Source organism: Pigmentiphaga litoralis, assembly GCF_048632615.1.
GTDB lineage: Bacteria > Pseudomonadota > Gammaproteobacteria > Burkholderiales > Burkholderiaceae_B > Pigmentiphaga > Pigmentiphaga litoralis_B.
On sequence record NZ_CP184479.1, the window covers coordinates 503,439 to 518,497 of the forward strand.

5 protein-coding genes are annotated in these 15,059 nt (G+C 65.7%); 2 read left to right on the forward strand and 3 right to left on the reverse strand.

The window, feature by feature from the left end; all coding sequences use genetic code 11:
• Window positions 1-2 precede the first annotated feature (2 nt).
• Both ACNANG_RS02340 and ACNANG_RS02345 read left to right on the forward strand, forming a co-directional pair.
• On the forward strand, window positions 3-12,824 hold the full coding sequence (locus ACNANG_RS02340) for a YDG domain-containing protein (protein WP_420225833.1): 12,822 nt from the start codon (window positions 3-5) through the stop codon (window positions 12,822-12,824).
• Between the two features lie 20 nt (window positions 12,825-12,844).
• Entirely contained in the window at window positions 12,845-13,582 is a 738-nt protein-coding gene (locus ACNANG_RS02345) for a SapC family protein (protein WP_420225834.1), read from the forward strand.
• Window positions 13,583-13,654: 72 nt separating this feature from the next.
• Here the strand turns inward: ACNANG_RS02345 and ACNANG_RS02350 are convergent, their stop codons facing one another.
• From ACNANG_RS02350 to urtE, 3 genes are read right to left on the reverse strand one after another with little or no spacing between them, the layout of a single operon-like run.
• The gene (locus ACNANG_RS02350) at window positions 13,655-14,065 is read right to left on the reverse strand and encodes a putative toxin-antitoxin system toxin component, PIN family (protein WP_420225835.1); all 411 of its coding nucleotides are present in this window, start codon (window positions 14,063-14,065) and stop codon (window positions 13,655-13,657) included.
• Window positions 14,066-14,075: 10 nt separating this feature from the next.
• Window positions 14,076-14,327 carry a type II toxin-antitoxin system Phd/YefM family antitoxin gene (locus ACNANG_RS02355; protein WP_420225836.1) on the reverse strand — a complete coding sequence of 84 codons (252 nt, stop codon included), beginning with the start codon at window positions 14,325-14,327 and terminating at the stop codon, window positions 14,076-14,078.
• A gap of 36 nt (window positions 14,328-14,363) precedes the next feature.
• On the reverse strand, window positions 14,364-15,056 hold the full coding sequence (gene urtE / locus ACNANG_RS02360; RefSeq protein ID WP_420225837.1) for an urea ABC transporter ATP-binding subunit UrtE: 693 nt from the start codon (window positions 15,054-15,056) through the stop codon (window positions 14,364-14,366).
• Between the last annotated feature and the right edge of the window lie 3 nt (window positions 15,057-15,059).

A 15,059-nucleotide genomic window follows, 5' to 3' on the forward strand; every position in this document is an offset into this window, starting at 1 on the left:
CCGTGACCGGGGACGCCAGCTTCACCGTCACTGCCGCAAACAAGAACCTCTTCCTGGGTTCGTCCAACCTGCAGGACGGCGGCATCCCTGGCGCGTCGAACAGCATCGGCGGCACGGTCACACTTGCCACGGCAGGCGCAGGCTCATTCCAGGATATCCAGCTGCGCAACACGAACGCCAATGCCGCGGTCATCAACGGCCTGACCTCCGTCGGCCAGCTGCGCAACGTCAAGCTGCGCTACGACAACGCGCCCAGCGTCTCGCTGCCCGGCATGACGTTGACCGGCAACCTGCAGGTTTACGCCAACAACGGGGGCATCACGCAGTCCGGCGCAATCGTCGTCAACGGCACGGGGGCGAACGGATACTCGACCTTCCTCGCCGGTGGCGCGCGAGACATCGTCCTGACGGATACCGGCAACAACTTCAACCACATCACGATTGCAGGCGGCGGGACGGCGTCGATCTACGACAGCGGCGCCATCGACCTGTCGTCGACGAACGGCAACTTCAACGTCGGCACGCTGTCGGTCACGACCAACAATGGCGCGATCACGCAGAGCAGCAACTGGAACACGGTGGTGTCCACCGCGACCAACCTGAATGCCGGGACCGCCGATATCACGTTGAACACCTCATATGGCAACACATGGACGCGGCTTGCGATTGCCGCCGCCCGAAACGCCACGGTGCGCAATACGTCCGGCACACTGACCCTGGGCGATATTGCCCTGTCTGGCAATCTGAACCTGTCGTCGTTTGACAATGGCACGTTGAATCAGGCTGCAAACACGTCGGTCCAGGTAGGCAGCAGCACGACGACGACCTTCTCGTCCTTCACGAATATTGCGCTGAACAATGCGAGCAATGTGCTCGGCAACATCGCCATTTCCAATGGATCGACGATCTCCTTGCGCGAGAACGACGCCATTACGCAAAGCGGCGCCTGGTATGCGCCGGGTTCCGTATCGGTGACGACCACCAATGACCAGGCAATCATCCTGAACCAGACAGGCAATCAGTTTGGCGGTTTGACGGTGACCCAGGAAAACACAGGCGCCACGTCGGCCGGTGCGGTCACCATTGTCGAGGCGGACAATATTGGGCAGAACCAGGCCTGGACCACGCACGGCAACACCACCCTGAATGCACAGGGTAACAACGTGTCGCTGACCAACACCAACAACGTGCTGGGCGCCCTGCAAGTGCTGGGTGGCGGCACGACGACCATTGCCGCCAAGGACACGACCGGCAAGGACGCGATCACTGACTTTGCGGCCTGGAACACCGGCTTGACCACCCTCAACGCCTACAACAGCGCGGGCGTCGTCAACGGTGGCGGCAATATTTCGCTGACGCAGGCAGGCAACGTGATGGGCGACATCACGCTGCGTGGCAACACCGTGAGCATCACGGAAAACAGCAGCATTACGGACAACGGTCCGTGGGTGACGACGGGCACGACGACCCTGAAAGCGACCAACGGCGCCATTGCGCTCGACAATCTGTCGAACGTGCTGGGCAATATCGCCATCGAGGGCACGCCAACGTCCGTGCTCATCACGGAGAACGACGCGATCACGCAGGCTGCGGCCTGGAAAATCGGGACTGCCCCGGTGACGCTGAATGCACGCGCCAACGCTATCGACCTGTCCACGTCGGGTAACGTGCTTGGCGCGATCGACATCGTCACGACCTCGGGCGTGCCGACCTCGGTCAAGATCACCGAAGACGACGCGATCACGCAGGGCAGCGCCTGGGCACTGACCGGCCGGTCGGTCGATCTGATTGCGGAAAACAACAAGGCCATCGCGCTGACCAACGTCGCCAACCAGATGGGCAACCTGACGGTCACGGGCGGCGCGGTGGCGATCACCGAGAACGACGCCATCACGCAAGGCGGCGCGTGGACGACCACGGGCACGACGACGCTGACGACGACGGCGGCCAACGCCGGCGTCACGTTGACCAACGCAGCCAACGTGCTGGGCAACCTGGCGATCTCCGGCGCAGCGAGCGTGGCGATCACCGAGAACGACGATATCACCCAGGCCAGCGCATGGAACCTGGGCACGGCCGCGGTCGCATTGAATGCCGGCACGCATGATGTCGCCTTCACCCAAGCACTGAACAAGGTCGGCGACCTGGTGGTGACGGCCGCCAATGCAGCAGTCACTGAAAACGACGTCATCTCCGACGGCGGCGCATGGAACGTCAGCGGGCTGACCACGCTCACGGCGGGCACCAATGCCATCGTGCTCGACGCCAATCCGCGCAGCCAGTTCGGCACGGTCAAGATCGTGTCGGCCAGTTCGGCCGACATCCTTGCGCGCAATGCCATCGAGTTCGACACGTCGACCGTCACGGGCGGCCTGACCGTCAATGCCAGCGGCCCCATCACGCAGATCGGCGCCATCCGGGCGGACTCGCTGCTGCTGAGCGGGACAGGCCCGGCCACGCTGACCAACGCAGGCAACCACGTCAACAAGCTGGCCGCCGGCCTGACCGGCGCGCTGAGCTACGCCGACAACGGCACCTTCGACATCGCCAACATCAACAGCACCACGGGCATCAACGTGGGCGCCAATACCGTCACGCTCAGCGCCGCCGGTACGGTCACTGGTCTGACGAGCATCAACTCGGCCAGCAGCGGTCTGTCGGTCACCACGGGTGGCGCGCTCAGCCTGCCCGCGATGAATATTGCCGGTCCGCAGTCTTATTCGTCGGCCACGGGCATCACGCTCAATGCCAACATCAGCAGCACGGCGGCCGGCGCCATCAGCTTTACCGGTCCGACCACCCTGGCAAATGATCTGACGGTGCAGTCCGTCAATTCGGCCATCACCTTCAACAACGCGGTGGCCGGCGCCAACAAGCAGCTGATCATCAATGCAGGCACGGGCACCGTGGGCTTTGGCGGGGCGGTGTCGAACATCGGCAGCGCGGCCAGCGCCAGCACCGTGCTGCAAGTAACGGCCGGTTCCACGACCTTCGACAACACGCTGCAAACGAACAATGGCGTGTCGATCACCGGCCCGGTCACCTTCAAGAACGACGTGACGCTGGGTTCGCCCGCGAGCGCGACCGGCAGCCTGTTTACCGGCGATGTGACGCTGGCCAAGGCAACGGCGCAGACGCTGTCCGGCTTCAATGGGCTGACGTTCCGCAACGGCATGCTGTTGCAGAACGCCGCGGCCACCATCAATTCGAACAACAGCGCCCTTGCCTTCACCACCGCGGGCTCGATCCGCGGCAATCAGGGCCTGACGCTGAACGCTGGCATGGGCGCGCTGACCGGGCTGGACCGGATCGCCGCCGGACTGACCTCGCTCGACGTGACGGGCAGCGGCCTGACCCTGCCGAACGGCGCGATCAACGTTTCTGGCGCGCAGACCTATACGGCGACTGGCAGCACCGCCATCGCCCTGAATGGCACCGTCGTCAGCTCGGCACCGGGCGCCATTACCTTCAACGGCCCCGTCGCGCTGAACAACACCGCGATGGTCATCAGCACCGGCTCGGCCGTCACCTTCAATGGAACGGTCAACGGCGCCCGAAACATGGTGGTCTCGACCGGCACCGGCGCCAAGACGTTCAACGGCGCGGTCGGCAACACCACCGCGATCGGCGACGGCACCGGCATGGCGCTGACGCTGGCCGGCACGGGGGCCACGACGTTCACCGACACCGTGAATGCCGCCAGCGGCATGGTGGCCGATGGCGCCGTGACGTTCGCCAAGGCCGTGGCGCTTGCCAATGGCACGACGGGCTCCAGCTTCACTGGCGCCGTCACGCTGGGCGGCAGCTTCAGTGGCTACGACAACCTGAGCTTCAACGGCGGCCTGAACCTGACGGGCGCGACCACGATCACGTCCAACGGCAGCACGATCTCGATGGGCAACGCCGTAACCGGCGCGCAGAACCTGACGCTGAACGCGCTCAATGGCGGCTTTGGCAACATCATCGGCCTGGAGAACATCTCGCCGCTGCTGACCGGTCTGTCGGTCACGGCCCAGACATTGAACCTTCCGTCCGGCCTGGCCGTCGCGGGCGCAATGAACTTCACCGCGCCCGGGGCCATTGTCGTCAATGGCGCGCTCGGCAGTGCTGCGAATGGCGGCGCGATCACCTTCAACAACGGGGTCGTGCTCGGTAGCGACGCGACCATCGCGACGTCCAATGCCGCGGTAACGTTCGGCGCCGTCCTCGATGGCGGCGGCCGCAATCTGGTCGTGAACTCGGGCACGGGCACCAAGACCTTCAGTGGCGCCGTCAGCGGCCTCGGCACCGGCACGGGCGCGGCGCTGACACTGCAAGGTGCGGGCGCCAACGTGTTCAACAGCACGGTAGGCGCCAATTCGGGCCTGCTGGTACAGAACGGCTCGGCAACCACCTTCGCGAACAACGTGACCCTGGGCGACGGCTCGGTGGGCACCAACCTGGGTACCGGCAAGGTCACGATCGGCCGCAGCGGCGCGACCACGACGTTCACGGGGTATGACGGCATTACCGCGCAATCGGTGGAACTGGCCGGCGACACGTCGATCACCTCGAACGGCAGTGCGCTGACCGTCAACGGCACGGTCGATGGCGCGTCCAACCTGACCGTCAATGCCGGCACGGCCACCACGACGTTCAACGGCGTCATCGGCGGCACGACGCTGCTGGGCACCGGCACCGGCGCGGCGCTGACCCTGGCAGGCACGGGTTCCACCGTCTTCGGCAACGTCCTCAACACGCGCGGCAATCTGGTGTCGGCGGGCAATGTCACCTTCAACAATGCCGGCAACATCGGCGGTCCGGACGCAAGCACCATCGCAGGCGGCCTGACCTTTGGCGGCGCATCGAACCTGCTGGCCAATGGCGGCCTGACGGTCACCGGCGGCACGACACTGGGCACGGGCGCCGTCACGGTGCGTTCGACCAGTCGCAACATTTCCTTGAACGGCGGCATCGACGGCGCGCAGGCGCTGACGGTCAATGCCGGCACGGCTGCGGTGCAATTGAGCGCGGCGGGCGCGAACACGCCGTTGAGCGCGCTCAACGTCACTGGCGGCACGATCGCCGCGGGTGATGTGCGGACCACGGGCGCGCAAAGCTACACGGGCGCCACCACCGCCACCGGCACGCTGCAGGGCACCGGCATCACCGTCAATGGCGCATTGACGACGGGCGCAGCAACGGTGCTGAACGCCGGCACGGGCACGCTCGCCTTGAATGGCACGACCAGTGCGGGCGCGAATGCCCTGACCCTGATTGGCGATGAAATCGACCTGAATGGCGCCGTGTCCGGCACGGGCGCTTTGTCGATCAGCACCGCGACGAGCAACCGCGCCATGGTGCTCGGTGGCGGAGCCAACACCGCCGGCTCGCTCAGCCTGACCGCGACCGACCTGGCGCGCCTGCCGGCCAATCTGGCCAGCCTGGCGCTGGGCAACGTCGCGACGGGCAGCATCACGCTGGCCGGCAATGTCGCGCTCGGCACGACCGCGCTGTCGCTGACCAGCGCCGGCCCCATCATCCAGACCGGCGGTGGACTGACATCCGGTGCGCTCGCGCTTGGAACACCGGCCTTTGTCGCCCTCGGCAGCGCGACCAACGCCTTCGGCACCGTCACGCTGAATGCCGCCCCCGCTTCGCTGTCCCTGACCAACACGCGGGATATCGTGCAGGGCAATGCGTGGCTGCTCGGCACCGCCGACCTGACACTCAACGCCGGCACCAACGACATCCAGCTGGACCAGACGGGCAACACGTTCGGCAACGTGCGGTTGACCGGCCGCAACGCGGTCGTCAAGGAAAACGCCGCCCTTGCCCTGTACAACACGAGCCTAAGCGGCACGCTGGCCGCCACCTCGACCAGTGGCATCAGCCTCAATGCCGCCACGTCGGTCGGCGGCACGGCCTCCTTGACCGCCAACGGCGCGATCACCCAGGCCAATACGGCCAAGCTGACGGTCGGCGGTGATCTGTCGCTGACCACGACGCACAACGCGGGCGACGTGGCCATCGACAACCGCGGCGCGGCGGCCACCCTGCTGGGCGAGACGCTCATCGGCGGCAACTACGACCTCGTTGCTACAGGTCAGACCATCAATCAGGCTTCCGGCACGGCGGTCAAGGTCGCGGGCGCTTTCACGCCTTCCGGCGCGTCCGTCAACCTGGGCAATACGGGCAACCTGTTCGGCACGCTGTCGATTTCGGGTGCAACCGGCACCACGGTCCTGAAGCAGAACGGCGTCGTCACGCTTGCCGACCGTATCGAGACCGGCAACCTGACCGTCATCAGCGAAGCCAGCAGCGCCGCCTTCGGCAGCGCGCCCATCGCGGGCACTGCCGTGCAATTGACCGGCGCGCAGAACGCGATCGCCGGCCGCATTTCGGTCAATACCACCGCGCCTGCCATTGTCAGCGGTGGCGCGGACGTGCAGACGGGCATCGTGCAGGCTGCAGGCACCGTTGTGAAAGTGACGGGCGACGCCAGCTTCACGGCCACGGCGTCGACCGCCGGCACGCTGGGCATCGACCTGAGCAATGCCGGCAATGAGTTCGGCAGCCTGACCCTGAGCGGCGACACCATCAAGGTGGCCAGCAGCAATGCCTCCGTCATCAAGGGCGCAACCGCGCTCAATGGCGTGGACATCGCCAGTGCGGGCAACGTCACGGTCAACGGCGCCGTTGCCACGGCCGCGGGCGAAGCGCGCGTAACGTCGGGCGCGGATCTGACGATCGGCGCCGCCGGCAGTGTGAAGGCGCTGAACGGCAACGCCGTGCTCGCCACCGGCGCCACCGGCCACTTCATCAACAATGCGGGCGCGACCGCCGTATCGACCGACGCGGGCCATCGCTGGCTGATCTATGTCGGCGACAAGGCCGGCAACACCTTCGGCAACCTGGACAGCCAGAACACGGCCGTCTGGAACGCCACGCTGGCGGGCCTGGCTCCCGGCTCGGTCGCGCAGACCGGCAACCGCTATCTGTTCAACGCCACCCCCGTGCTGACGTTCGCCGGCAATGCGGTCAGCAAGACGTACGGTGATGCGCTGGACGTCTCGAACGCCTTTACCATGACCGGCCTGGAAGCCGGCGTGGCCAACGCCTATCGGGGCGACACGCTGAGCACCGTGCTGACGGGCTCGCCCGTCGTGACGTCCGACGGCGCGGCGGCCACCGCCAACGTGACGGCGACTCCCTACACGCTCAAGCTGGACGGCGCGTCGCTGGCCACGGCCAACGGCTATACGCTCGGCACTGTCACCGACGGCACCTTGACGGTCAACCAGCGCGACCTGACGGTGACCGCCACCGGCTCCAAGGTGTACGACGCGGGCCTGGGCCTGACCGGCGCAACCTTCACGCTGGGCAATACCGTCAACAGCGACGACGTTTCGGCGTCCGGCACCACGGCCTTCCTGACCAAGGATGCCGGCAGCAACAAGACGCTTGCGCTGTCGGGCATGCAACTGAGCGGCGCGGCCGCCGGCAACTACCGCATCGGCACGGCCTCGGGCACGGGCACGGTGACCCAGGCCACGCTGACCATCGGCGCGACCGGCATCGACCGCACCTATGACACGACCACCCAAGCCACCGTCACGCTGAACGACAACCGCCTGGGCAATGATGTGCTGACCTTGGGGTATGGCGGCGCGAGCTTTGCCGACAAGAACGCGGGCGAAAACAAGGCGGTCAGCGTGTCGGGCCTGACCCTGACGGGCACCGACGCCGGCAACTACACCTTCAACACGACCACCGCAACGACGGCGACTATCGCCAAGGCCGCGCTGACCGTCAGCGCAACTGGCGTGAACCGGACATACGACGCGTCGACGAACGCCACGGTGTCGCTGTCGGACAACCGCCTGGGCAACGACCAGGTGTCCCTGGCCTATCTTGGCGCAGCCTTCGGCGACAAGAACGCCGGCAACAACAAGACGGTCGCCGTATCGGGCATCGATGTCAGCGGCACCGACGCGGGCAACTACACGTTCAACACCAGCGCCACGACCACGGCCAATATTGCCAAGGCCAATCTGACCATCCAGGTCGACGGCGCCGACAAGACGTACGACGCGACCCGCAATGCCGCGGTCAGCTTTACCGACAGCCGCATCGCGAACGATCAGCTGACGATCACCGGCACCGCGACCTATGCCGACAAGAACGCCGGCAACGGCAAGGCGATCACCGTGACCGGCATCACGGTGGGCGGCGTGGATGCAGGCAACTACACGACCACCACCACCAGCGCGCTGACCAGCGGCAATGTCAACAAGGCCACGCTGGCCGTCGGCGCCACCGGTGTCAACAAGACCTACGACGCCACCACCAGCGCCACGGTCACCCTCAACGACAACCGCCTGGGCAGCGACGTGCTGACCCTGTCGTACGGCCAGGCCGCGCTGGCGGACAAGAACGTCGGCGACAACAAGGTCGTCAACGTGTCCGGCATCCAGGTCACGGGCGCCGACGCGCAGAACTACGTCGCCAACTCCACGGCCTCGACGACCACGAATGTGGCGCGGGCGAGCCTGAGCGTTGGCGCGACGGGCGTCGACAAAGTCTACGACGGCACGACGAATGCGGCCGTCAACTACACGGACACCCGCTTTGCAGGCGACCAGCTGACGCTGTCCGGCAACGCCGCCTTTGCCGACAAGAACGCCGGTGCGGGCAAGGCGATCGCCATCTCCGGCATCACCGCTGGCGGCACGGACATGGGCAACTATGTGCTGGCCAACACGACGGCGTCGGCGACCGCGTCGATCTCGAAAGCGCAACTGGTCGCGACCGCGACTGGCGCCGACAAGGTCTATGACGGCACGACCGTGGCCAACGCCACGCTGGCCGACAACCGCATGGGCAATGACCAGATCACGCTGGGCTATGCCTCGGCCAACTTCCTTGACAAGAATGTCGGCACCGGCAAGCTGATCAATGTGACGGGCGTCACGTTGACCGGCGCGGACGCTGGCAACTACACGGTCGGGTCGACCGCCATCGGGTCTGGCGCGATCAGCAAGGCGACGCTCGCGGTGGTCCTGACCGGCAATGACAAGGTGTACGACGCGACAACCAACGCAACCGTGGCCCTGACGGATAACCGCAAGGCCAACGATGCGCTGACCGTCAGCTACACGACGGCCGCCTTTGCCGACAAGAACGCCGGCCAGAACAAGGCGATCACCGTGACCGGGCTGCAGATCGCCGGCGTGGATGCCGACAACTACGCGATCGACACGTCTGGTGTGACCAACGCCACCGCCAACATCGCAAAGGCCAGCCTGATTGCCACCGCGACCGGTGTCGACAAGGTGTACGACGCGACCACGGCCGCGACCGCCACCCTGGCGGACAACCGCCTGGGCGCCGACCAGCTGACGCTGGGCTACACGTCGGCAGCCTTCGCGGACAAGAACGCGGGCACGGGCAAAGCCGTGACGGTGTCGGGCATCTCGCTGTCGGGCGCGGACGCCGGCAACTACACGGTCAACACCACGGCCGCGACCACGGCCAACATCGGCAAGGCCCAGCTGACGGTCAGCGCGACCGGCATCGACAAGGTGTACGACGCCACGACCGCCGCCACGGTCAACCTGACCGACAATCGCCTGGCCAACGACGCACTGACCGTGTCGTACGGCGGCGCCGCGTTTGCCGACAAGAACGCGGGCAATGGCAAGACGGTCACGGTTTCGGGCCTGACGATCGGCGGGGCCGATGCAGGCAACTATGTGATCGATACCTCCGCCGCAACGGCCACCACGGCCAACATCGGCAAGGCGCAACTGACGGTAGGCGCGGCCGCCACCGACAAGGTGTACGACGCCACGACCCGTGCCACCGTTACGCTGAACGACAACCGTCTGGGCACCGACCAGTTGACGCTGGGCTATGCCAACGCTGCCTTTGCCGACAAGAATGCCGGCAATGGCAAGACGGTGTCGGTGGACGGCATCACGCTCGCGGGAGCCGATGCGGGCAACTATGCCGTGAACACCGGCACGAGCACCACGGCCAACATCGCCAAGGCGCAGCTGACGGTGGGCGCGACCGGCATCGACAAGGTGTACGACACGACCACGGTCGCCACGGTGGCGCTGAACGACAACCGCCTGGGCGCCGACCAGCTCACGCTGGCCTATGGCAACGCCGCCTACGCCGACAAGAACGCCGGTAACGGCAAGACCGTGTCGGTCGGCGGGATCACCGTAACGGGCGCGGATGCGGGCAACTATGTCGCCAACACCACGGCCGCCACCACCGCCGATATCGCGAAGGCGCAACTGACGGTCGGCGCCACTGGCGTCGACAAGGTGTACGACACCACGACTGTTGCGACCGTCAACCTGAACGACAACCGCCTTGGCACCGATCAGCTTACGCTCGGCTACGCCAACGCCGCGTTTGCCGACAAGAATGCCGGCAGCGGCAAGACCGTCGCGGTGAACGGCATCACGATCGGCGGCGCCGATGCGGGCAACTATGTCGTCAACACTGGCGCCAGCACCACGGCCAACATCGCCAAGGCGCAACTGACGGTCGGCGCCACCGGTATCGACAAGGTGTATGACGCAACCACCGGCGCCACCGTGGCGCTGAACGACAACCGCCTGGGCACCGACCAGTTGACGCTGGGCTATGCCAACGCTGCCTTTGCCGACAAAAATGCCGGCAGCGGAAAGGCAGTCACGGTGGACGGCATCACGATCGCGGGCGCCGATGCGGGCAACTATGCCGTGAACACCGGCACGAGCACCACGGCCAACATCGGCAAGGCGCAGTTGACGGTAGGCGCGACCGGCATCGACAAGGTGTATGACACCACGACCGTTGCAACCGTCAACCTGAACGACAACCGCCTGGGCGCCGACCAGCTCACGCTGGCCTACGGCAACGCCGCCTTCGCCGACAAGAACGCGGGCAACGGCAAGGCCGTGTCGGTGGCGGGCATTACCGTGACGGGCGTGGATGCAGGCAACTATGTCGCCAACACCGCGACCGCTACGACCGCCAACATCGGCAAGGCGCAACTGACGGTGGGTGCCACCGGCATCGACAAGGTGTACGACACCACAACTGTTGCAAACGTCAACCTGAACGACAACCGTCTGGGCACCGACCAGCTGACGGTGGCTTACGCCAACGCTGCCTTCGCCGACAAGAACGCCGGCAACGGCAAGACGGTCACGGTCAATGGCATCACGATCGCTGGCGCCGATGCGGGCAACTACGCCGTCAACACGGGCGCCAGCACCACGGCCAGCATTGCCAAGGCGCAATTGACGGTCGGCGCGGCCGGCATGGACAAGGTGTACGACGCAACCACCGGCGCCGCCGTGGCGCTGAACGACAACCGTCTGGGCACCGACCAGCTTACGCTGGGCTATGCCAACGCCGCCTTTGCCGACAAGAATGCCGGCAACGGCAAGACCATCTCGGTCAACGGCATCACCCTTGGTGGCGCCGACGCAGGCAACTACGTCGCCAACACCTCGGCATCCACCACGGCCAACATTGCCAAGGCGCAACTGACGGTCGGCGCCACCGGCATCGGCAAGGTGTACGACACCACCACCGCCGCCAACGTCGCCCTGACCGACAACCGCCTGGGCAATGACAGCCTGACGCTGTCCTACGCCAATGCGGCCTATGCGGACAAGAACGCGGGTGCCAACAAGCTGGTCAATGTGGCGGGTATTACGGTTGCGGGCGCGGACGCGGCGAACTATGTCGCCAACACGACAGCCACCACCACCGCCAGCGTGGCCAAGGCCACGCTGACCGCCACGGCCACCGGCATCGACAAGACGTACGACGCGTCCACGGCGGTATCGGTGGCGCTTGCGGACAACCGTCTGGGCAACGACAGCCTGACGCTGTCCTACGCCAACGCGTCCGTCGCGAACAAGAACGCCGGCACGGACAAGCAGGTGCTGGTGTCCGGCATCAGCGTGTCGGGTGCGGATGCCGCCAACTACACCGTCAATGGCACGGCGTCGACCACGGTGGATATCGCCAAGGCCACGCTGAGCGTCACCGGCACGGGCCTGCCCAAGGTCTATGACGGGTCGACCGTGGGGGTCGTGCGGTTCAACGACAACCGCGTTGCCGGCGACGACGTGACGATCGTGAATCCGATCGCTGCCTTCCTGGATGCCGAAGTCGGCACCGGCAAGACGATGAACGTATCGGGCTTCTCGCTCGGAGGCGCGGATGCTGGCAACTACCTGCTGGCGTCCAACAGCTTCACGATCACCGGGGACATCATTGCCGCGTCGGCCCTGCCGCCGGTGCTGCCGCCAGCCGTTCCCGCGCCTGCCGTTGCTACGCAAACCCAGGCGGTGCTGACTCCGCCGCCAGCGGCTACCGAAACGTTGCCCGTCGTGACCGGCCTTGCCGCCACTTCCAGCGGCAGCAGCAACGGCATCGTGATCGCCGCCGCCACCGTGCCGGCAACGGCCACGACCGGTACGGCAGCGAACGTCGTGGGCGCCACGGCGGACGGCCGGGCCGTGACCGGTACACTGACGCTCGTGCCGCGTGGCGAAACATCCACGATGGACTTCGCGGTGCAGACCGGCAACAGCACGAGCTGGTCGTTCAAGGTGCCCGCCGAGGCCGTCAAGGCAGTGCTGCCAGCCAATGCGGTGGCGGTCGATGCCGTGCTCGACAACGGCCAGGCGTTGCCGGCCTGGCTGCAGTTCGATGCCAAGACGCTGACGTTCCAGGCGGTCGATGCACCGGCCGGCGCCCTGCCCCTCAAGGCCGCGGTACGCTTCAACTCTACGAGCCAGGTGATCGACGTCCTGGTCACCCCCTGATTCAAGCAAGGATTTCAATCATGACAACCGATAAGGTCGAAACCGCCGAAGCCGCCGCCGTGCAGCTGTTCCAGCAGGCGGCCCCGCTCGACCCCGCGCGCCATCAGGACCTGAAGCTCGACCGGTCGGTCGGCTTCGCCTTCGCGCGCAATCAGACCGCGGTCCCGATCGTGGCCACGGAATTTGCGATGGCCGCGCGTGACCTGCCCATCGTGTTCGCGGGCGAAGGCCGCCTGCCGATGGCCGTGCTGGGCATCCGCTCGGGTGAAAACCTGCTGGTGGGCGACGACGGCGCCTGGGTGGCCGGCCGCTATGTGCCCGCCCACCTGCGCCGCTACCCCTTCATCCTGCAGGAAGACGAGGCGCAGCAGCGCTTTGCGCTGTGCATCGACGAGGCCGCGCCGCACTTCCAGTCGCCGGACAAGGGCGAGCCCCTGTTCAACGACGCGGGCGCCACGCCCCTGGTGACCGAAATGCTGCAGTTCCTTGGCGAGATCCAGGGCGGCTTCGCGCAGACCCAGGCCTACGCGGCGGCGCTGGTGGCGGCGGACCTGCTGATCGAACGTTCGGCCGTGGTCGAACTCAAGAGCGGCGAACGCGTGACGCTGGAAGGCTTCTTCGTGGTGGACGAAGAGAAATTCTCGCGCCTGCCGGTGGAGACGCTGACCGAATGGGCGCAAAAGGGCTGGCTGCCCCTGACCTACTTCCATCTTCAGTCGCGGTTGAACTGGACCCACCTGGTGGATCTGGCGGTCTGACGGCGGGCAGGAACCGGATCGGTTCCGGCAATAGCAGTATCCGAACACGGCAAGCTGGCTTGCCGTGTTTTTTTATGGATCGTTCGATGGGATCGGACGAAGGAGAAAGTCGGCGGGAGCCAGGATCTCGATGCCATGAAACGGGTGAAGAACGAGCAGATCTTGATCGCCTGTCACAATCAGGCTTGCATCGCCACTGGCCGCCACATCCAGAAACTTGTCGTCTTTCGGGTCGCGGCAGGCACGGATAGTCTGCGTGACGGTCACGATGCGAACCACGCCGCCAAGCCGCTGCAGGAATCCCTGCCGGTCATCGCGCGAGACATAGCGGTCAAATTTTGGACGCGCCAGGACATCGGCAAGCTCAGCCAAGGTGGCTTCGCTCATCAGCGGGACGCCCCAGGCAAGCGCATGATCCACTGCGCGGGCCGCGGCGCCATTCGGCATAAGCAGACGGCTGACCCAAAGGTTGGTATCGACCACCAGCCTTTGGTCAGCCCTCATCGTTCAGCAGCTCTTGAAGCAGGTCTTCCGTCAGGCCGGCGTCTTTCGCCTTGGCCGCAACGCTATCACTGAAGCGCTGAAACTCCGCGACATTCAGATGAACAAGCCGTTGATATTCGTCCATGGACATAACCACGGCCACATCGCGCTTCTGGCGTTGGATGACCACGGGCTCCTTGCGCGCGGCTTCAAGAACATCGGCGAAGCCTTGGCGGGCCTTGCTTGCGGTAAGAGTCAGCATGGCCTACTCCGTTGTACGTTTTGTACAAATTATACGCTACACCGTGATCAGCTCCCTCACCCGGTTCTGCTGCATGTCCCTTCCCTTGCCATTCGCCACGATTTCCCCCCGGCTCATCACCCAATAGTTGTCGGCGATTTCCTCGGCAAAATCGTAGAACTGCTCGACCAGCAGCACGGTCATGCCCGACTCTTCCACCAGCCTGCGCAGGGTCCGGCCGATGTCCTTGATGATGGAGGGCTGGATCCCTTCTGTCGGCTCGTCCAGGATCAGCAGGGCCGGTTCGCTCATCAATGCGCGGCCAATCGCCAATTGCTGCTGCTGGCCCCCTGACAGGTCGCCGCCGCGCCGGTGTTTCATGGAGTGCAGTACCGGAAACAGTTCATAGATCCGATCGGGCACGCCTCGGGGCGCGGCCTTGCTGGCGGCGCCGACCAGCAGGTTTTCTTCCACGGTCAACCGCGAGAATATGTCGCGCCCCTGCGGCACGTAGCCGAACCCGCCGGCCACGCGCGCGGGGGTGGGCAGGCCGTCGAAAGCCTTGCCCTGCCAGGCGATGCGGCCCGAGCGCGCGCGTACGACGCCCATCAGGCATTTCAGCAGCGTGCTTTTGCCGACGCCGTTGCGGCCCAGCAGCACGGTCAGTTCGCCCGCTGGCGCCGTCATCGAGACGTCGCGCAGGATGTGGCTGCCGCCATAGTATTGGTTGAGCGTGTCGACCTCGAGCATGCG